Origin of the sequence: Halococcus sediminicola (genome assembly GCF_000755245.1) — an archaeon.
Classification (GTDB): Archaea; Halobacteriota; Halobacteria; order Halobacteriales; family Halococcaceae; genus Halococcus; species Halococcus sediminicola.
In genome coordinates, this window is the sequence record NZ_BBMP01000001.1 from 1 (window position 1) to 19,291 (window position 19,291).

Annotated in this window: 17 protein-coding genes and 2 pseudogenes; 7 read left to right on the top strand and 12 right to left on the bottom strand. The window is 58.0% G+C overall.

The genetic code is table 11. The annotated features are described in order from the left end of the window. The 8 genes from ACP97_RS00005 to cobT all read right to left on the bottom strand — a co-directional run. On the bottom strand, window positions 1–265 hold a 265-nt coding region (locus ACP97_RS00005), incomplete at its 3' end, for a cob(I)yrinic acid a,c-diamide adenosyltransferase (protein WP_202593514.1). 67 nt (window positions 266–332) lie between these two features. Further along, window positions 333–1,028, bottom strand: coding sequence for an adenosylcobinamide amidohydrolase (locus ACP97_RS00010; RefSeq protein ID WP_049995813.1), 696 nt, complete (start codon window positions 1,026–1,028; stop codon window positions 333–335). Continuing rightward, window positions 1,021–2,028: an aminotransferase class I/II-fold pyridoxal phosphate-dependent enzyme gene (locus ACP97_RS00015; protein ID WP_049995921.1), complete on the bottom strand. Its 1,008-nt coding sequence runs from the start codon at window positions 2,026–2,028 to the stop codon at window positions 1,021–1,023. The genes ACP97_RS00010 and ACP97_RS00015 overlap by 8 nt, the downstream gene beginning before the upstream one ends. A 120-nt stretch (window positions 2,029–2,148) precedes the next feature. After that, a complete protein-coding gene (locus ACP97_RS00020; RefSeq protein ID WP_049995814.1) occupies window positions 2,149–2,700 on the bottom strand; it encodes an NTP transferase domain-containing protein in 552 nt (183 codons plus the stop codon). Continuing rightward, complete coding sequence (gene cobS, locus ACP97_RS00025; RefSeq protein WP_049995815.1) at window positions 2,685–3,431, bottom strand: adenosylcobinamide-GDP ribazoletransferase; 747 nt, start codon at window positions 3,429–3,431, stop codon at window positions 2,685–2,687. The genes ACP97_RS00020 and cobS overlap by 16 nt, the downstream gene beginning before the upstream one ends. Further along, window positions 3,422–4,324, bottom strand: a complete 903-nt coding sequence (locus ACP97_RS00030) for a CobD/CbiB family cobalamin biosynthesis protein (protein ID WP_049995816.1) — start codon at window positions 4,322–4,324, stop codon at window positions 3,422–3,424. The genes cobS and ACP97_RS00030 overlap by 10 nt, the downstream gene beginning before the upstream one ends. Beyond that, window positions 4,315–4,977: an HAD family hydrolase gene (locus ACP97_RS00035; RefSeq protein WP_049995817.1), complete on the bottom strand. Its 663-nt coding sequence runs from the start codon at window positions 4,975–4,977 to the stop codon at window positions 4,315–4,317. Before ACP97_RS00035 ends, ACP97_RS00030 begins: the two co-directional genes overlap by 10 nt. Then, window positions 4,974–5,981, bottom strand: coding sequence for a nicotinate mononucleotide-dependent phosphoribosyltransferase CobT (gene cobT / locus ACP97_RS00040; RefSeq protein ID WP_079977484.1), 1,008 nt, complete (start codon window positions 5,979–5,981; stop codon window positions 4,974–4,976). Before cobT ends, ACP97_RS00035 begins: the two co-directional genes overlap by 4 nt. Before the next feature lie 235 nt (window positions 5,982–6,216). Between cobT and ACP97_RS00045 the strand changes: the two genes are divergently transcribed. The 3 genes and pseudogenes from ACP97_RS00045 to ACP97_RS19475 form a co-directional block, all read left to right on the top strand. After that, window positions 6,217–7,455: a PGF-CTERM-anchored ABC transporter substrate-binding protein gene (locus tag ACP97_RS00045; RefSeq protein ID WP_049995818.1), complete on the top strand. Its 1,239-nt coding sequence runs from the start codon at window positions 6,217–6,219 to the stop codon at window positions 7,453–7,455. Window positions 7,456–7,578: 123 nt separating this feature from the next. After that, window positions 7,579–8,371 (top strand): annotated as a pseudogene (locus ACP97_RS18685) (IS6 family transposase). Continuing rightward, a pseudogene (locus tag ACP97_RS19475) lies at window positions 8,370–8,669 on the top strand (hydantoinase B/oxoprolinase family protein); the annotation flags it as partial. The pseudogenes ACP97_RS18685 and ACP97_RS19475, both read left to right, overlap by 2 nt. Before the next feature lie 6 nt (window positions 8,670–8,675). On the opposite strand, the gene ACP97_RS00060 reads toward ACP97_RS19475, so the two are convergent. The 3 genes from ACP97_RS00060 to ACP97_RS00070 all read right to left on the bottom strand — a co-directional run bounded on the left by ACP97_RS00060 (window position 8,676) and on the right by ACP97_RS00070 (window position 12,144). Next, window positions 8,676–9,821 carry a tyrosine-type recombinase/integrase gene (locus ACP97_RS00060; protein WP_049995923.1) on the bottom strand — a complete coding sequence of 382 codons (1,146 nt, stop codon included), beginning with the start codon at window positions 9,819–9,821 and terminating at the stop codon, window positions 8,676–8,678. Between the two features lie 331 nt (window positions 9,822–10,152). Next, a complete protein-coding gene (locus ACP97_RS00065) occupies window positions 10,153–11,052 on the bottom strand; it encodes a polysaccharide deacetylase family protein (RefSeq protein WP_049995820.1) in 900 nt (299 codons plus the stop codon). Between the two features lie 105 nt (window positions 11,053–11,157). Continuing rightward, window positions 11,158–12,144, bottom strand: a complete 987-nt coding sequence (locus ACP97_RS00070; protein WP_049995821.1) for an asparaginase — start codon at window positions 12,142–12,144, stop codon at window positions 11,158–11,160. A 504-nt stretch (window positions 12,145–12,648) separates the two neighbouring features. On the opposite strand from ACP97_RS00070, the gene ACP97_RS00075 reads away from it, so the two are divergent. From ACP97_RS00075 to ACP97_RS00085, 3 genes are all read left to right on the top strand, one after another. After that, the gene (locus ACP97_RS00075; protein ID WP_049995822.1) at window positions 12,649–14,010 is read left to right on the top strand and encodes an ethanolamine ammonia-lyase subunit EutB; all 1,362 of its coding nucleotides are present in this window, start codon (window positions 12,649–12,651) and stop codon (window positions 14,008–14,010) included. Continuing rightward, the gene (gene eutC, locus ACP97_RS00080; RefSeq protein ID WP_049995823.1) at window positions 14,007–14,786 is read left to right on the top strand and encodes an ethanolamine ammonia-lyase subunit EutC; all 780 of its coding nucleotides are present in this window, start codon (window positions 14,007–14,009) and stop codon (window positions 14,784–14,786) included. The genes ACP97_RS00075 and eutC overlap by 4 nt, the downstream gene beginning before the upstream one ends. A gap of 85 nt (window positions 14,787–14,871) precedes the next feature. Next, a complete protein-coding gene (locus ACP97_RS00085) occupies window positions 14,872–16,290 on the top strand; it encodes an ethanolamine ammonia-lyase reactivating factor EutA (protein ID WP_049995924.1) in 1,419 nt (472 codons plus the stop codon). 54 nt (window positions 16,291–16,344) lie between these two features. On the opposite strand, the gene thrC is transcribed toward ACP97_RS00085, so the two are convergent. Beyond that, window positions 16,345–17,583: a threonine synthase gene (gene thrC, locus ACP97_RS00090; RefSeq protein ID WP_049995824.1), complete on the bottom strand. Its 1,239-nt coding sequence runs from the start codon at window positions 17,581–17,583 to the stop codon at window positions 16,345–16,347. 182 nt (window positions 17,584–17,765) lie between these two features. Here thrC and ACP97_RS00095 point away from each other — a divergent pair, with 182 nt between their 5' ends. Further along, entirely contained in the window at window positions 17,766–19,235 is a 1,470-nt protein-coding gene (locus tag ACP97_RS00095; RefSeq protein ID WP_049995825.1) for an APC family permease, read from the top strand. The last annotated feature ends 56 nt before the right edge of the window (window positions 19,236–19,291 follow it).

Here is a 19,291-nt window from a genome sequence, read left to right on the forward strand (position 1 = left end):
CCTCGCCACGGGTCGCCTCAACGCTCGACGCCCCGCCCTTCATGAACTGGAGCATGTGGACCCGGTATCCGTGTCCAGCCGCTCGAAATCCCATCCCCATCGCCGCCGTCGTCTTTCCTTTTCCGTCGCCCCACCATGCTTGGACGAGTCCGAAATCCTCCGGCGCTGCTGGTTCGATTGGTCTAGCATCCGGCGATGTTCCCCGCCCGGGGGTTTTTTCCAGCCGTTCATCCTCGTGGTGGTTGTCGGTAGTGTAGTTCGTCATTGGTGGTGCCGTTGGTGCTGTTGTATGGTATTCAGTCGTCGCTCCGTCGTGCGTAGCAGCAGTACGTTCATGGTACGAACACCGCCGCACGCTGGTCGGTAACGACCCCGTATTCTGCGTCCGCGATGGATTGGGGGAGTTTCCGTTCGGCGTATCGTGAGTCGAGGCTAGCCCGTACTGCCTCGCGGACACATGCCCGTGCCGCGCTACCCACCGCCGTCGCGCTTCCCGAAAACGTCGCCGATTTCCCGGTTTCGTCGCTCCCGACCACGACCGCGTCGGTCGTTGTGCCCGGAAACCCTGTTTCAGCCACCAGCGTCGCGGTCTTCGCTTCCACTACGACCGAGAGAAGGTTCGCAAGCGCCGCATCGTCCAGACATTGTGTCGTCCCGACAAGAAGATTGACCGTTCCGACGTCGAAGTCGGCGGTCCGCGTTCCCTCTTCTTCTGCGGGTTCCATTGGAAGCGCGGCGGGGTTCGACACCCCGGCAGTCGCGTATGCCACGACGGGACCGAGCCGCGCGCCTCGTGCGTGGCTCATCTCAACGCCGGTGAGTAGCGTCGGACCGACCATAGAAAATCCGGCCCGCTCCCGGCGTTCTTCGATGTAACTCCCGAGGTCCGTCCGCTCCCATCCTTCCGGGACCTCAATATTGTAGGCGACCCCGGCCCGCTCGAACCCGCCATCCCACCCTGTCGAGAGCCAGTGGGTCTCCGGTCGTCGGAGACGAAGCACACCGTCAACGATAGCGGTTTCAAACATTCAGCACCTCCAGAAGACGGTCGTTTTCTTCCGATAGGCGCACTGCGACGCGAACGTGCGAATCAAGACCGCGAAACGTGGTGGCGTCCCTGAGTGCGAGTCCGTGCTCACGTGCTTGATGCAGAAGTTCCTCAACCTCTCTGTCTCCCACATCAAGTAGGAGGAACGGCGAGTCAGAGGGATGAACCTCGAAGTTCCCCGAGAGCGCGCTCCGTAGACGGGTTCGTTCCGTGCGGACTCGTTCGCGGGTTGTGGTGATAAACTCCTCTCGGGCCATACAGAACGCACCGACCGCGAGCGCCGGCGCGCTCATGTTCCACGTCCGACGGGCATTCTGGAGCGCCGTACCGAAATCGCCCGTCGAAACTGCGAAGCCAGCTCTGAGTCCGGGTAATCCGAACAGCTTGGTAAGCGAACGGGCGACCACAACGCCCCTGCGGCCAGCTAGTGAGGGCCGATTCGTAAAGCCCAAAAACGCCTCGTCAGCGAGCAGTATCGTTTCACTCTTTCGACACCGGCTTGCGAATGCTTCGAGTCGGTTGATATCGTATGCGTTGCCGGTCGGATTGTTTGGGTTGCAGACAATGGCGAGTGCGTGCTCGGCTGGGTCCGCAGCGAGCAGCTCTGCCTGTGGCACAAATTTCGGTTCACCACCCTGTAGACGAATTTCACGCGCGTATTCGGCGAAACTAGGATACGGCACAAGTACCGATTCACCCGCTTCGACGGTGAGGGCAATCGTCGCTCGAATGGCGGCGAGGCCACCCGGCGTTGGAATCACCTGCTCCGGCTTGCAACCGACGTATGTTGCCGCTGTGGCACGATACGCCATTGGAGGTTCGATTGGATAGGACCGCGCTTCGGCGAACGCCTCACGGTAGACCTCTTCTACTCCATCGGGAACGCAAGGATTGGTGTTCGCACTGAAATCGACAACGTCGGGATCGTCGCTGCTACCGTGTGGCTCCCGACCGACCTGACGCACCGCTTCAGGCCGCAAGTATTCCCTCCCGTCTGCAGCCACCACCACTGTCGCCGACGCTGGAATCGCTATCAGTCCTTGATGAAGTGATATTTCGGTGTCTGCTCTTGCTGTCTGTTAGTTTTGGTGTCGTGTACATCACAGTAATTTCTCCGCGATTTCACCGTCCGACCGATGGTTTACGTTGACCGCGAATCGGACGTCGTAGCTCACAATGGTGTTGTCTATATTTGTCTCCGAAACGACGTTGACGCCGGTGGGCGCGATAGCCCTGCCGTCAGTCTCCATCGTTGTATCGGTGCTGACGCCCAGTAGTTCCTTGAGTGCAGCGGGAGTAGCCACCGTGAGCGAACCTCTCCTACACTTCCCAAGAACGTCGTTGATGGCACTACCGGTCAGCAACGGTAAGTCAGCGGCCACAGTAAGTATGGGCAGGTTGCTACGTTCGAGCGCGTACTGAAGGTCGGCGACGTAACCCCTACCGGGGGCTTCAATAACCCGTTCATTGAGATGTTCGCGCGTTCGCGGCGTGTGCGGCGAAACGACATACTGGACCGTCTCGATTCGACTGGTAACAAGCGCATTACATACGTGGTCAATCATCGGTCGGCCACCGATTCGGTAGAGTGGTTTCTCAGTGTCGGCGTTGAGTCGCGTTCCACAGCCACCGCACATCACCAGTGCGTCCATACGAATACCCCCACATGGAGTGCAACGATTCGGATAATTTCATTGGTGGCACCGAGGACATCGCCGCTCACCCCGCCAAGATTGATGCGTGCCCAACGGAGTGAACCGAATGTCACGATCACAGCGGCGAGGAGCACTGTTGTGGCGACGCCAATTCGCGGCCACGTCAACACCGCTGCGGGAACTGCCACTGCTCCAACTAGAATCGCGGAATGAGGATCAGCATGCGTGGTGAGTGCTGAGCCGAGACCCTCGTGAGGTGCGGAACCGAAACAAACGAGCAGCGCCATCCCGAGTTTCGCCCCCACTTCGGCGGTAATGACAAGCAAAACGGCTTGGATTGGGAGAGCCGCCAGCGTGAGTCCGGCTGTTGCGAGTCCCAAGACGACCATCGCAACTGCGAGCGCACCGCCAGCACCGATGGTAGTGTCTTTCATCACTACGCGCCGCTCCGTTGGCCCACCGTGGACGACAAGCGCGTCGCCGAGGTCGATCACACCATCGATATGATTGATACCTGTGACGAGGTACACGGCGACGACGAAAGCGAACGCAATCGTCGGTGGCGATCCCGGAATCACCAGCGGGAGTACGATGAGCGAGCCGATAATGTATCCTGTGAGCGGCATACTTGCTGGCCGGTCTCTGAACGCATTCCATGCGGTAGCGTCGTGGCCGACCGGAAGCCGCGAAAAGAATCCTAACGCGCCTTGGAGTGCTTTCAGAACCATGCGGCTACCCCCGCGAGGAAGAAGGACAGCAGCCCAGCAGTGCCGATTACTCGAACCCCACGGTGAGTATCCTCAGTAGTCGGTAACTCAGCGTTCGGGTTCAACACGTAGGTGGCGGGCTTTCGGAGTTCGACGTCAAGGACCGCTGCGAGAGTCGCCATTGGCCATCCGGAGTTCGGTGAAGACGGCTCCGTACGCCACTTCCAAGCACGTGCGAGTACTGCCGGTGAGCCACCAGCGAGCGCAATGAGCACGGCACTGATTCGGGCTGGAAGCCACATCACAGCGTCGTCGAGGCGGGCACTTCCCCATCCGACTGGCTTCGAACGATAGCCGAGCATCGAATCAAGTGTGTTCACCGCCTTTACCCAGACAGTGACTGCGACACCCACACCAAGGGTAAACTGAACGCCGAGTACGAAGGCGAGCAGCGGTGCGACAAGACCATCGGCGAGGTTCTCTGCAATACTCTCGACGACTCCACTGCGGAGTTCGCCCGCCGAAAGATCCGCTGTCTCGCGTCCAACTAGTCCCCGTATCGCAGTGCGAGCACGTTCGATATTCATCTCGATTTTCGAGAGAACATCTGTAGCCACCGAGAGCAACATTCTGAGGCTCACCGTCGCAAACAGTGCGAGCGCCGCAATCGAACCGCCGAGAGCGGAATGATGCCGGCTAACGAGTTCGGTGAGTACGCCTCCGAGAACGGCTGCTCCGAGCGGTAGACCGAGCGCGACGATTATACCGACCAGTCGTGGATGGGACCACGGCCGGTCGAACCGGCCGACGATTCGCCCGAACAAAGCGACCGGATGCACACGATCCGGAAATTCCTCGAAAAGAAGGTCCAACACTAATGACACTCCGATCGCCGCCACGGCTACTAATCCCATTCTTCCTCCAAGTTTGCCGGAAGATCTGTGAGCGCAACTTCGGAAACGAGACGGCTTGTTGCACCGACCTTGTCCGCATATCCGTCTGTTGCCGGATTATCGCCGACATGGAGCAGTTCATCGATGCCGACGCCGAGTTTGTCAGCGACAGCTTTGAATGAGTTTGGGTGAGGTTTTCGCCAGCCACACTCAATGCTCGTAACGATCGCTTCGAAAGCAGTCTCGTCGATTGCTGCTCTGTGGAGTACCCGTTCAGCAAGAGTCGGCACGGCACAGTTCGACAGTACCCCAACCGGAACATGGGTTCTAAGTCGCTCGACAGCTCGAATCGCACCTGGTCGTGTCTGAACGTCCGTCTCGAAGGCGGCCATCACAGCGTGTGTTGCCTCTGTATGTACATCGATTGGACGATAGTCCTCGAAACGGCTCGCCACCGCTGCTGCAACGTGGTCCGGTAGCGAGCGTTCCCGGCCAGAAGGGCAATCGATATGTGATTCCGTATACGCGGCGTTCCAGTCGCTCGGAACGGACAGTCCGCGAGACTCGAGTTCGGTAGCAATCGTTTCGGCCGGGTCATCAGGTTTCTCAACCGATACGAGCGTCCCGAAAAGGTCGAACGAGATTCCGGTGATCGTCGTTCTGGATTCATTCATGTATCTACCGATGGCTCGTCCCTAGTGAGGTCCCCATAGACCGCGATGATCTGCTCACGAACGTCGCGCATCGGTATGTTGGCACGGTCAGCAAGCGCTAGCGCGCCGCCCATCCCAGCTCCTTCTTTGGCCTCGCCGGCGAGATAGGCGTTTGTTGCCGGATGATCTGCTTGGTCGAATTTCGGGTCGGTGATGGTTACTGCCAGCGAGAGGTCAGTGGCGAGTTCGTTGAGATCAATTGTCTCATCAGCAGCGATGAATGCGGTTGTCGCAAGCGAGAGTGGAGCATTCACACCGGCATGACGGACGAGTGCGGCGGCGGCAACGAGTTGCGTCCCACCTGCAAGCGTCACCCTGGTCCCAGTTTCGGTGGCTCCAATAACCAATCCTGCCACGCCGGCAAGCACCGGGTCGCCCATTCGCCGCACTGTTTCGACCGGCTCGCCGGCAGTCGCACCTGGCGAGAGACCAGTAGCCGCCAGCGCCTCGTTGACGACCTCTCGTTTGAGCGCAAGAGGATTCTCCGGCAGCGATGAGGAAACGACTGCCCGTTCACCAAGCGCAGTGAGAACACCCAATGAAGTGGTCGTCCCGCCTGGAATGGTTTCTCCGATCATCAACTCGTCATCTGGGAGCGTTCGTCCAAGTCGCCGAGCGTCCTCGAACACCTCAGCGGCAGTCGGAACGGGAACAGCCTCCCTGATATCCGCTCCTGGTTCGGTGCCGATGGCGACCGTCGGCGCAGCGGTCGAACGGGCAAGACCGGCATCGAGCAGCAGTAGATCAAACCCGATCAGTTCGCAAACAGCACGTGTGACGACTGCCGGCGTCGGACAGCCCGTTGGACTCACCGGCACAATATTTTCACTGATCGGCTGACCGTATTCGATAATTTCGAGGTCCGCGCTCGGAGTGTGTACTAGAACATCCGGGTTGGCTCCAGCAGCGCTGACCCCGTCAATTCGAGCGGTAGTCGTGATTCCAGCGACAACGACAAATCTCATGCAATCACTGATAGCACTGTATGATGTCATCATCACATCCTTGATCGTGATTGATTCTTACTAGTGTGTAAACCGAGCAGAACGAATCAAATTCCGTAGAACTTGCTGATTCGTGATATTGTTTGAACCTTGGCTTGAGTCGTATAACTGTCATCGTCCCCTCGCCAGCAACTGAACTTGCTTTAGGTAAATACTTGTTTACTAAGCTCTGCGGTTGTGCTGAATGCTTAGATCAATGCTCGGTGTGGTTCTCGCAGTAGCGATCATAGCGACCGGCATCACGCCGGTTGCAGCAACAAGTGCTGACGTTGAGGCAGCACCACAACAGCTCACGAACAATTCATGCTCATTCCCAGTAACGGCAACCGACGCCACCGGTTCCGAAGTTACGATCGAAAACGAACCGGAACAGATCGTCGCGCTCGGGCCAAGCACTGCACAGACTCTCTGGGATATTGGCGCGAAAGAGAAAGTTACCGGTTTACCCGTAAACCAGTATACAACCTATCTCAACGACACCACGAATCGGACGGATGTGATGCAAGCCGATGGCTATACTGTGGCTGTTGAGGAAGTTGCGGGCCTCAACCCGGATCTTGTACTTGCACCGAACATTATCCCGAACGAAACTGTCGAGACGCTTCGTGGAGCAGGTCTTACGGTGTATAAGTTCGATATTGCTCGCTCGCTCGCAGACATTCATGAGAAAACTAATCGGACAGGCCAACTCGTCGGAGCATGTGAGGGAGCCGCGGAGACCGTTGGAGATACCAAAGACCGAATCAACGCTATCAGGCAAGCCGTTGCCGGCGAGGAGCAACCAAGAGTGCTGTATCCCCAAAGCGGCGGGTTCGCTCCGGGTAACGGAACGTTCATTCACGCAGTTATGGAAACCGCTGGCGGAGACAATATCGCTGCGAACGCCGGCATCGAGGGCTATCGGCAGATCAGCAACGAAACGATTGTCGAACGCAACCCTGAATGGATTATCACATCGAACGTCACAACGATCCCCACCGGTGGGCCGTATGCAAGCACGACAGCAATCAAGCAGAATCAAACGATCATCGTCAGTCCGGACCTCATCAGTCAGCCCGGTCCTCGAATTATCGTTCCGATGACTGAAATTGCCCGCCAGTTGCATCCACAGGCCATGCAGGAAGCAAACTTGACCACTACGGCCGCCACAACACAATCCACGAGCGACGATAGTCAAGCTACTATCACCCCCGACGAATCCCAAGAAACAGTCGTTACCGACGGCGGCACGACAGAGAGGATGGCTACTGAAACGACCACTAAAATCACCAGTGGTTCAGATGCCTCCAGTACAATGACTGGTGGTGAAAGTGGTAATAGAGCTGAAACGACCAGCAACACGGAGACAACGACCGGTAGCGGACCAGGATTCACTGTCTTTGTAGCAGTCGTAGCACTACTCGGGGCGACACTACTCGTCGCTCGGCGGCGGTAGCGACGAATAATCGAACTAAGAATAGCATATTCCGGGATATTTCTTGAAACTGGGACATAGCGTCCTGCGGCACTGTCTAGTTGAGCGGGTTGAGGAATGAGCAGGTCGTAGCGAGCACTGACCATGAAACTCGGAGACCTGCTCAGAGAGACGTTGAGCGTGGATTGTGATGAGGTTTGGGACAACGAGCGCACCCCGACACCCGTCAGGGTGTTCGGGGTGCGTCTCCATTCGATGGGGCTGTCGCTGCGGGAGGTCGTCGCAGTGTTCGACTGGCTTGGCATCGACCGTTCGCACGGAGCGGTCTGGAACTGGACGCACACGCTTTCAGAAACACAGGCTGACCCGCCGACGTTCACGAGAGCGAAGCTCTCGTGCAGCACATCAGAACGCCTCGCGTTCTGAGGACGGCGGAGCCGTCGCGGGTCGCCGTCGATGAGAAACAGATCACTGTCGACGGCGAGAAGAGATGGCTCTACGCCGCAATAGACACAGATTCGAAGCTGTTGCTCGATATCGAAGTGTTCAGCCGACGCGGGACCGATCCCGCGTCGTTCACGAGAGCAAAGCTCTCGTGCAGCACATCAGAAATCGAAGATTTCTGAGGACGGCGTTCCTTCACCGTCTTACCACCAAGCACGACGTCTCAGATACCGAATTCCTCGTTGACGCCGGCGGGTATCTGACCGCTCTCGCTCGGCGTGAATTGAGCGGTCACCTCGACTATAACGAGCGCAACCTCGTCGAGAAGCTGTTCCAGACCGTGGCGATGCGAATCGACCGCTTCCATTCGTTCTGGCGGGGGAGTCCAGCCAGCGCTCGGCGCTGGCTGCGACGGTTCAAGCATCACTACAACCACGACCGACCGAATCAGGCGCTCGATGGACGAACGCCCGTCGAGGAGGTTCTCAACTAGACAGTGCCAGGACTACGGTGTGATAATCAAACCAATCGACCGAGATCTCTGCGAATACGAAATCGATCACGAAGCCACAGCGGATCAGAGAAGCTACATTCGGAACAATCGTAAAGAATGGCTTCGTGAAGATCCTGAAAGTGTCGTTACGCGCTATCAGAGTGGAGAACTCGATAAGCTTGACCTCATTCGCCAGTACGGCGTAATTCTAGATTGGTCAACAAATGAACTACTTCGCCAGACCACCGAACAGTTTCGAGAAATGCTGAAACGGAGAGCCGAATCTGAATGGGAATGAGCGTTCTCAACCCTTGTTAGGATTGTTTTGTTGATCAGCTTCTTCGAAGGCGTTGGTCATCTGGTCGGCAAGGTCACCGGCTTCGATATGCGAGTAGTGCTCGCGAACGACCTCTTCGGAGTTGTCGAGTGCTCGCGCAGCGGCTGCATGGCCTGACGTACGGACGAGAACCTCGCCAGCACCGCGCCGGGCACCATGAGGCATGAGATATCCTTCGTCGTCATCGAGTTCGATACCTGCTTCCTCACAGAGTCGTTTGAGAACGTGCCGTCCTGCATCGGTTGTTATCGATGGCGGTTCGATGTCGTACTCAACACAGACCTCGATTAATGAACGGTCGGTGCGCATCTCCTCAATCTCCATGTCGGTGTATCCACGACTGTCCAGCTCGTCGGTCACCCGTTGGGAAAGCGTTGGGCGATGAAACGAGGGAAAGACTGGCCAGCTTTCGCTCGGTGCGTCGAGAACCTTCTGGTACATCTGAAGCGGATGGATCACCGGGTTGGGAAGACCTCGATCGTCGAGACGCTGCTTTTTGGCGAAGACCGTCGCATAGCGATCTTCGAGGTGGACGTCTTCCCACCGAAGCCCCTGTCGTCGTTCATCACCCCGATCTCGCAGTATCTCCGCACCACGCACGCCAGAGTACGAGAGGAGATAGACCAATGCCCGGTCGCGACAGGCTTTGATCGCTGCTTCTCGGTCTTCACCAATGTCGTCGATCGCCGCGCTCGCTTGCTCGTCGACGAAGCTGGTGAGTTGCTGGCGGTCCTCAGCTGACCAGGCTTGCTGGTCGCCGCTCTTGTGACCTCCACCGTCGGGAATGGGCTCGGTCGCGTTGCGCCGCTGGGCGACGTTCTCGGCGAGATGACCTTCGCGGACGGCCCAGCCACAGAACGCAGATACGTACGCGTAGTAGGTACGCACAGTGCCCGCGGTCCAGCCCTGACGCGTGAGGTGGCGCGCGTACTCGCGAAGGTGGCTTGAACCCAACTCATCAAACGTTGTCGGACTGTCCTCATGCTTGACGAGGAAGTCAACGAAGCGATCGAGTTCCCGACTCGCGTCCTCTCGGTAGTTGCCGCTCTCGCCACTCTGGCCTTTGCCCTTGTCCGTCAGGAAGTCCTCGATAACTGCATCAATCGACACCACGCTACACGCCACCGTCAAATCCATCCGATTGATGGCTATTCTCGGGACGAGTAACCGAGATCCTGGGCCGTGGCATTGTGTTCACCGTGGGTAAGGGCGGGGAGTGAATAAGTCTACGTGCCCTTAATTCGGTAAGCACGAATAAACAGCAAATTCGCCAATTCATGCGATTACAACGCTTTCAGCCACTTATTCTCGAAGAGTCTTTCTTACTCTTTTGTGAATCACCATCTCAAAATGTCATTGTTGGTTTGACAATGGCGACACGATAATACTTATCAAATGACCCAAGCGTCGTTCCTAACTTGTTAATGCAAGTCTATAACTCTTTTCAGACGTAGTCTCCACGGGCTTCGTATACGGACGGGTCATCATTGTACTTCCGAGCGATATCCTCTAGTGTGCTGAATTCGGCGTTTTCGTGGTCTTTGACGTAGCTGATGAAGTCTTCGAGGTGTGTAATCATGTGAGGGAGTCCATGGAGATCAGGATGGATAGTGAACGTGTAGACGCCAGCACCACGGCGATTATAGAGATAATCGAACTGCCGTTTGTAGTATTGTTCGTACATCATCTCTGGGTCCTTGTAGCCGGCGTGGTAGAGCGGCTGTTTGATGAACAGCATTGCGGGGATATCATCTCGATACCAGCTAATAGGGATTTCCACGACGTCGGTTTCTTCACCAAATTCGTATGGTGTCGTCCACGAATCGGGATCTTGGTCGTAGTTAATTTTCTCCCAACTATCGCCCTTGCGCATGTAGCCAGGCTCGAACTCTCGCTCCATGAGGCTGCTATCGTAGAGGAAGTCGTACTTCTCGACGAGATCCGGCGTATTCTCGCTAAACTCCCACCAACTTGCCCGGTGGCCGACTGGTTTCTCGCCAGTCACATCTTCAACGAGGTCGATAGACAACTGGAGAATTTCGTCTTCCTGCTCGCGTGAGAGATCGGTTGGGTTCTCGTGAGAGTAGCCGTGGACGCCAATTTCGTGACCAGCGTCGGCAACCGCTTGAACTTCCTCGCGGAAGGTCTCGATAGTGTGCCCCGGAATGTACCACGAAGTGTCGATACCTTCATCTTCGAATAGTTGGAGCATGCGCGGGATTCCCTCATGACCGGCTGAGAGTCCGCGTGAGAGGTCCGCGGGCGAATCTTCGCCGCCGTACGACCCCAGCCAACCGGCAACACAGTCCGCATCGACACCAATTGCTACGTCAATATCGCCCATTGATTGTCACCACACCACTGCTTCACGCGTTCGAGTGATAGCCGTAGTCGTCATCGCAAATGTTGCTGGTATCTGCGCCCGTGTGGCAGAGTGTATTGCTGTTCATCAGTTATCAGTCTCGAACGCTTCGCGGAGGGTGGTGAAGTCGTCTGTCCCGAATTCCTCGATAAGCAGCATCAACTTCAAGCGTGCTTTGTGTGCGGGGAGGTCGCCACCGTTGATAACGCCATGCAAGCGGAGCGTCTTTCCACCACCGGGGGTTCCATACACGGGCGCGACTGCTCCGCCCTGACAACGCGAGGTAATAACCACAGGGACATTCGCTTCGAGGGCCTCGTCGATGGCATCACCGAGCGCACTCGTCGTATTCCCGAGGCCGGTCCCCTCAACGACGATGCCATCGACACCCGCTTCGAGAGCACTATTCAGTTGCCGTGCACCGACGCCGATTCCTGTTTTCACCACTGGAACATCGGCTGATGTCGCGGTGACACTGATCGAGTCAGACCGACTTCCTGGGTCGCGATGCACGCGTACGTCATCGCGAGTGAACCGGGCGACTGGACATTTGTCGGGCGACACAAACGCCGAGAGGTCGCTCGTGTGTCCTTTTGTGACGTCACATGCGGCGTGCAATTCCTCGTCAAAGGCGATATAGACGCCCCCCGCGCCGTGGAACCGCTCGTGACTCGCTGCCCGCACCGCCGTGAGGAGGTTGTTTGGGCCGTCGGGACTCGTCTCGTCCGAACGGCGTTGGGAACCCGTGAAGACCACTGGCTCGCTGAGATCAAGCACGAGGTCCAGATAGTAGGCGGACTCTTCCATGGTGTCCGTGCCGTGGGTGATGACGACGCCATCGGCCCCGTCGTCAATAGTAGTACGAGTCTGCTCAGCCAGCGCTGTGAGCGACTCAATACCCATGTCGAAACTGGGTGTCTGCACTACTCCCGCTGCCTCGATGTCAGCGTACGATTCAAGTTCCGGAACCACGGCGATGAGGTCTGCGCCGCTCTTGCTCGGCGTGGCGCCATCCTCGGCAGGTGTACTTGCGATTGTCCCACCAGTACTCAGCACGGTGATTGATGCCGACATTCATAACACGGTGACCGCGCTTCACCGATAGCCTTTCCGGGCAGATTTCGGAGGATATCGCTCATGAGGATGCTAATCATACTTGAGATTAGTTCATAATTGAGACTGTTTATTCATATTTAGAGACGGTTCTTGCTTGAGGAATACATGGAGAAGAGACTGTCTGGTTAAGGCAGATTGGCTGATTCCGGTGGGTAAGGGACTGCGTTTTGAGAATTGAAACCATGAACTGAAACGACCACTGGTGAGTCAGAGAAACGATCAGCGGCTTAATCAGCAATCCTCGTTCGAACTCGAAGCAATTCTCCGGACAGCTGCGCTCACTCGTTCGAAATCGCTTATCTATACAGTGCTATGAGAATTTCATCCACTTCAGATGACTATGTTAGGAGTGCGTACCTGGCTAAAGGCCAGGTAACGCAAATAAACTTGAACAACAACAAGAGAACATTGGTAAATGTTAGCAAACATTTAGATTGTAGCACTACAAATCCCACTGTGTCCATGGCAATTACATCAGCAGTTGGCGACGAGCGATACGAATTCGACTCGTTCCGGACACTGCTCGCCAAAGCCAATGAGCAGAAATCAGGCGACGAACTCGCCGGTATCGCCGCTCGCTCGGAGGCCGAGCGCGTCGCTGCGAAGGACGCGCTGAGCCGCGTCACGCTCCGCGAACTCCGCGAAAACCCTGTCGTTCCCGTTGCGGACGATGAGGTGACGCGCGTCATCCAAGATGCCATCGAGGAATCGTCCTACGAACACATCGCCGACTGGACTGTTGCCGACCTTCGGGAGTTCTTGGTCGATTCGACGACCCGTGACGATGACATCCGTGAGATTCGAGCCGGGTTGACGAGCGAGATGATCGCAGCCGTGACGAAACTCATGTCGAACATGGACTTAGTGCTCGTCGCCTCGAAGATGACCGTGACCGCCCGCTGTAACACGACCATCGGCGAGCCGGGAACGCTCTCGTTCCGACTGCAGCCGAACGATCCGACGGACGACACCCAAAACATGCTCGATGCGATCCGCGAGGGACTCTCGTATGGGGCGGGCGACGCGCTCATTGGCGTCAACCCGGTCGCGGATGACGTCGCCAACACGATGGCGATTCTCGAAGCGACGGCGGAGTTCATCGAGGAGTGGAACGTGCCGACCCAGAACTGCTGTCTCTCGCACATCACTACCCAAATGGACGCCGTTCGTGACGGAGCGCCGGCGGACCTGCTGTTCCAGAGCCTCGCCGGGACCGAGGCTGGCAACGAAGAGTTCGGCGTTGATGTCGCCCTCCTCGACGAGGCACACGACCTCGGGCAACGCCGCTGTCGTTCGTCGGGACCGAACGTTATGTACTTCGAGACCGGCCAAGGATCGGAGCTTTCGGGCGACGCACATGAGGAGGTAGACCAGCTGACGCTCGAATCCCGCTGCTACGGGCTGGCGAAGCGCTATGACCCGTTCATCGTCAACACGGTCGTCGGATTCATCGGTCCCGAATATCTCTACGACGGACGGCAGGTGATTCGCGCCGGATTGGAAGACGTGTTCATGGGAAAACTTCACGGGATATCGATGGGTATTGACGCCTGCTATACGAACCACATTCAAGCGGATCAGAACGACATCGAGAATCTCGCCGTGTTGCTCGCGGCGGCGGGGACGAACTACTTCATCACCGTCCCAATGGGCGACGATGTGATGCTTAACTACCAGTCGAACAGCTTTCACGACGCGGCGGCCCTTCGGGAAATTTTCGATCTCGATCCAATCGAGTCGTTCGCCGAGTGGCTCGACGAGATGGAGCTGTTCGAAAACGGCCGGCCGACCGAGCGCGCCGGCGACCCGACGGTGTTCACATGACCCCTCCCGACGACCGTTCGTCATCCGAACGGAACACTACTGAGAACCCGGAAAACGCTGCCGCGCTCGAACGCATCGCCACGCGCACCCCCTCGCGGCTCGGCGTCGGCCGTGCCGGTCCCCGTCCCCGGACGGACGCGCTGGTGACGTTCCGGTCGGACCACGGGACGGCCCGCGATGCGGTGCTCACGCACGTTTCGGGCGAACTGATCGACGACCTTGATCTTGTGAAGATCCGAACACGAGTCGAAGACAAGGAGGAGTATCTCACCCGTCCGGACCTCGGTCGCGAGATTTCCGAAGAGACGATAAAGCACCTCCATGAGAACTGTCGGCAGAATCCTCAAGTACAGCTCATCGTCGCCGACGGGCTGAGCTCGACCGCCGTCGAAGCGAACGTTCCGGAGCTGTTGCCCATCTGTATGGACGGGTTGGCGGATCGGGAACTGGATGTCGGGACGCTCATCTTCGTCGAATACGGGCGCGTGGACGTGATGGACGCCGTTGGCGAGGAACTCGATGCGGACTGCTGTGTTGTCCTCATCGGTGAGCGTCCCGGTCTCGCCACGGCCGCGAGCCTGAGCGCGTACATGGTCTACGGCCCGAAGCGCGGCACGCCCACCTCGAAGAAATCGGTCATCTCGAACATTCATGCTGACGGACTGCCTCCGGTCGAGGCTGGCGCGGAGATTGCCGACCTCGTGGCCGAGATGTGTGACAAGGAGCGTAGCGGGCTCGAACTCCGCGAGGACGAGCGCGAGTTCGTCACCGAGTGAAAGATTTCGTTTCCCAGACCGTTACTGAGGAATCGACAGACGATAACTAAATCAGACGGCCGTGCCGACGTTACACGAGAGACCGATGAGCGAGAGACGACTCACCAGCATCGGCATCGACATCGGCACAACGACGACGCAGGTGCTCCTGAGCGAGTTGACGGTCGGCACCGCAGGCCACGCCGGTGCGGACAAGCTGGTGGTCACAGATCGTGAAATCCTCCATCGAGGTGAGATACACCGGACCCGACTGCTCGATGCCGAGACCGTCGACATTGAGGCGACCGCCTCCATCGTGCACGAGGAACTCGCAGCGGCTGGGGTAGCCCCGAGCGAAATCGACACGGGGGCGGTCATCGTAACCGGCGAGACGGCCCACAAGGACAACGCCGAACCGCTCGTGCACCGACTGGCAATCGACAGCGGCGAGTTCGTTGCGGCGACGGCCGGTGCGGCACTCGAGGCCGTTCTGGCCGGCCGGGGCGCTGGCACGGCGACCCGCGCCATTAAGACGGAAGCGGTAATTGCGAACGTCGATATCGGCGGCGGAACGACGAACATCGCGGTGTTCGATGCGACCGGCGTTCGTGACACCCGCTGCATCGACGTCGGCGGGCGGCTGGTCGAGTTCGATGGAGAGGGAACCGTAGCGAAGCTCTCGGAGCCTGCACGGAGTCTCGCCGAGGAACTGGGCCTTTCAATCGACGGCGGAGAGAACCAGACGTGCGATGACTTCCGGAAGTTGATTGCCGCGATGGCCGACTGTGTTCTCGACACCGCGACTGGCCCGCCGTTCGCTGACCGGACACGAACCCTTGCCATCGGTTCGTTGCCGACGGAGACGGTCCAGTTGGACGGCGTCGTTTTCACCGGTGGCGTCGGGCGGCTGGTCAATACACCGGACGAGGCGGCGGATGCGTATGGCGACGCTGGTTCGCTACTGGCTGCTGCCGTCCGCGATCGGGCGGCCGCTCTTCCGGTGCTCCAGCCCGAAGAGGACGTTCGGGCGACCGTTATTGGGGCCGGGACACAGACGATGCGGCTGAGCGGTCGTACGCTCGCAGTCGACGCATCGCTGTTGCCCCTCCGCAACCTCCCCGTCATCGGAGCGCTTGATCTCGGAAACATCTGTCGTGAGATGCTTTTCGATCGATTCGACGACGCCGTTGCGACGGCCGAGGAAAGACATGGCCCCGGTGAGCCGTTTGTGCTTTCCATCGACGACGTCGGGCCTGTGACGTACCAGCGAGTCAAGGACGTTGCGAAGGCGATAGCGGCCGCCTGCGGGGATGCGAACGAAACGGGAATGCCAGTGGTCGTGCTGACACGACAGAACTGCGCGAAAGCACTCGGACAGACATTGAACAGTCATCTCGATGGCCATCCAATACTTACCATCGACGAGGTCGAGGCTGACGAGGGCGATTACCTCGATATCGGCTCTCCACTTGCCGATAGCGATACCGTACCGGTGGTCGTGAAGACGTTAGCCTTCGGTGGCTGACCACGGTGAACGGTATCGCCGTACCGTCTCTCGGATCGGTGTCTCCGGGTCGGTTCAATCTCCATCAGTACCGTACAGTTCGTTTACCGCCTCGATGTTTGGTGCGATTTCGGTCGCTGTCCCAGACGCTTCCATTGCGCTCTCAGTGTCTTTCAATCCGTTTCCGGTCACCACGACCACCACCGATTCGTTCTCCTCGATGAGACCTTCCCGAAGTGCCGTGCGAACGCCGGCGACAGGCGCTGCACCCGCCGGCTCCGCGTAGATGCCCTCAGTGCTTCCGAGCAGCTTCTCCGCGCGCAGAATTTCCTCATCATCGACCAGAACCGACGAGCCACTGCTCTCGTTCAATGCTCTGAGCGCTTTCACCGTATTTCGAGGCCGACCGACTGCGATGCTGTCGGCGCGCGTGCTCGCCAGTTCGTCGGCCGAACCGTGCTCGTGGAAGGCGTCGTGGATGGCTGCCGCGCCCTCGGCCTGGACGCCGAGCATTTTCGGAACCTGCTCGACGAAGCCCATCTTCCGGAACTCGCGGAAGCCCTTCCATGCACCGTGGATGGTGCAGCCGTCGCCCATCGAGAACACCAGCCAGTCCGGGACGTCGCCACGGGTCTGCTCGGCGATTTCGTGGCCGACGGTCCGCTTTCCCTCCACTTGGTAGGGATTGATCGCCGCGTTGCGGTTGTACCAGCCGAACTCCTCGGTGGCTTCCATCGAGAGATCGTAGGCTTCGTCGTACGAGCCGTCGACGGCGAGCACGTCCGCTCCGTAGACGAGCGGCTGGGCGAGCTTTCCCACCGGCGCGTCGCTCGGAACGAACAGCCGACAGTCCACTCCAGCACGGGCGGCGTAGCCAGCGAGCGACGCCGCAGCGTTGCCCGTTGATGCGCAGGTGACGATGCCACGGCTGGCGTGCATTGCTTTGGTGACCGAGACACTCGTCGCACGGTCCTTGAGGACGCCGGTCGGATTGCGGCCGTCGTCCTTCACACGCGTTTCGACGCCCAACTGTTCGCTCAGTCGTGGCGCATCGTACAGTTCCGTGCCACCCTCGCCGAGCGTCACGGGCGTCGCATCGTCGTCGACGGGAAGAAACGCCCGGTACTTCCACTGGCTTCGGATGTCGCCATCGAGCGGCTCGTCGAAACGCTCGCGAATTCGGTCGTAATCGTACTGCACTTCGAGGATGCCGCTCACGCCACTATGGTTCGGACAGGTGTAGCTAACTTGCCCGGGGGCGTATGTCGCCCCACACTGTACACACTCGAGGTTCTTGACGTGCTTCATCGACATACTCCTTCGAACGAGAACTATCGATAAATAACGTCCACCCTGATATCCGATGCGACCGGCGTTTGTGTCGGTTTTGGGTGGGGAACAAAATCTGCTGATAACCTTCTCAAAACCACGAGAAATCAAAGATTCCACCTGATTATTTATACTAGGTATGACAACAGCACGGCACGAGGTATCACATGTCTTCAGACACAGAAGAGAGCGGTCTCGTTCGTCAACTCAGTTGGGTTCACGGCGCTACAATCATGGCGGGAATGATGATCGGAGCCGGGATCTTCGTCATTACTGGCCAGGCGGCTGCTGTTATGGGACCGACTGTTCCCCTTGGATTCCTTGCGGTAATTCCACTCATCATCGTCACTGCACTCATATATTCGATTTACATGAGTGGACCGCTGGGAGAACACGCCGGGGGCGCATACGTTCACATCTCCCGGACGTGGAACTCGTTGTTCACTGGCTACATCGTCATGTGGGTAAAATGGGTCGCTTATGCGGGAACGATTGCTGCTATCGGAATCGACCTCGGTGGTGTACTCCACACCTTCGATGTACTTTCCTTTCTTCCGGCCCAGACGTGGGCGCTCTTGGTGATTACCGTCCTGTTCGTAGTCAACTTGATAGGAATCGATATCTACGGCAACGCACAGGCGTTTATGACCATCCCGCTCGTCGTTGCTCTCCTTTTGCTAGTTGTCCCTGGACTGTTTGCCGTCAGCGGTGGCAACTTCACACCCCTGCTCCCGGCAGAGCTGTACGCGGATGGCTATATTGACCCCGTACTATCTGGTACTGCGGTACTTCTGTTCTCGTATATCGGCTTCGAGGCGCTCGCACAGGCTGGCGAGGAGATGAAAGCCCCACAGCGAACGCTGCCGAAACTGTTCGTGTACACTTCGGTTGGCGTTGGAATACTCTACACGCTCGTCACGTTCGTGGTAATCGGCGTAATCGGGTGGCAGACTGCGGCCTCGGTGGAAGCACCCCTAACCGCAGCCGCACAGTCGTACTTCCCGGCCGGAACAGCCGTCGTCATCGCGCTCGCTAGCATCCTCGCGTATTTGACCACAATAAATACGTCGTATCTGGTCCCGAGCCGATTGTTGTACGCTTTCGGCAAGGATAACATCGTTCCGAGCACTCTCGCACACGTCAACGAACGGTTTCACACTCCGGACGTGTCGCTAACGATCACGTACGTAGTTAGCGTCGTTCTGGTACTGACGGCCACGTTCCAGTTTGCGATACTAATAACCCTCTCTGCGGTAACGCTCGTTTATTTCACGCATTCCCTTTCAGGGATGGCACTGCCGTGGCTCCGGCCGGAGCTGTATGAGCAGTCGGAGTTCCGTCCGTCACCAATAGTGTGCTCGATCATCGGCGGTGTGAGTGCGCTCACGATGGCAGTGCTCGGATGGCAGACCCTCTCGGTGAACGGACTGGAGCCAGCGGCGAGGACGGTGCTGGCTGGAAATATCGTCGAGGGTCTCACCTCAAACCCAGCACTCATGCTTCTCGTGTGGGCTGTCGCCGGTGCAGTCGTCTTTTTCGGCTACCGCCTGTATCTCCGCTCTCAGGACCTCGATATCGAGGAACGGCAAACTATCAAGGCGCTTTACGATTCTCCTGACTCAACCAACGACGACTGATCGCGTGGCTACAGCCATCGGGCACGAACCATCTCGTTTGGGACCAACATCTCAGC

What these genes read in the sequence shown, in the direction of transcription:
- ACP97_RS00010 (WP_049995813.1), bottom strand. Translation starts at nt 1,028, where the DNA reads ATGTTTGAAACCGCTATCGTTGACGGTGTGCTTCGTCTCCGACGACCG.
- ACP97_RS00020 (WP_049995814.1), bottom strand. Translation starts at nt 2,700, where the DNA reads ATGGACGCACTGGTGATGTGCGGTGGCTGTGGAACGCGACTCAACGCC.
- cobS (WP_049995815.1), bottom strand. Translation starts at nt 3,431, where the DNA reads ATGGTTCTGAAAGCACTCCAAGGCGCGTTAGGATTCTTTTCGCGGCTT.
- ACP97_RS00030 (WP_049995816.1), bottom strand. Translation starts at nt 4,324, where the DNA reads ATGGGATTAGTAGCCGTGGCGGCGATCGGAGTGTCATTAGTGTTGGAC.
- ACP97_RS00035 (WP_049995817.1), bottom strand. Translation starts at nt 4,977, where the DNA reads ATGAATGAATCCAGAACGACGATCACCGGAATCTCGTTCGACCTTTTC.
- cobT (WP_079977484.1), bottom strand. Translation starts at nt 5,981, where the DNA reads ATGAGATTTGTCGTTGTCGCTGGAATCACGACTACCGCTCGAATTGAC.
- ACP97_RS00045 (WP_049995818.1), top strand. Translation starts at nt 6,217, where the DNA reads ATGCTCGGTGTGGTTCTCGCAGTAGCGATCATAGCGACCGGCATCACG.
- ACP97_RS00065 (WP_049995820.1), bottom strand. Translation starts at nt 11,052, where the DNA reads ATGGGCGATATTGACGTAGCAATTGGTGTCGATGCGGACTGTGTTGCC.
- ACP97_RS00070 (WP_049995821.1), bottom strand. Translation starts at nt 12,144, where the DNA reads ATGTCGGCATCAATCACCGTGCTGAGTACTGGTGGGACAATCGCAAGT.
- ACP97_RS00075 (WP_049995822.1), top strand. Translation starts at nt 12,649, where the DNA reads ATGGCAATTACATCAGCAGTTGGCGACGAGCGATACGAATTCGACTCG.
- eutC (WP_049995823.1), top strand. Translation starts at nt 14,007, where the DNA reads ATGACCCCTCCCGACGACCGTTCGTCATCCGAACGGAACACTACTGAG.
- ACP97_RS00085 (WP_049995924.1), top strand. Translation starts at nt 14,872, where the DNA reads ATGAGCGAGAGACGACTCACCAGCATCGGCATCGACATCGGCACAACG.
- thrC (WP_049995824.1), bottom strand. Translation starts at nt 17,583, where the DNA reads ATGTCGATGAAGCACGTCAAGAACCTCGAGTGTGTACAGTGTGGGGCG.
- ACP97_RS00095 (WP_049995825.1), top strand. Translation starts at nt 17,766, where the DNA reads ATGTCTTCAGACACAGAAGAGAGCGGTCTCGTTCGTCAACTCAGTTGG.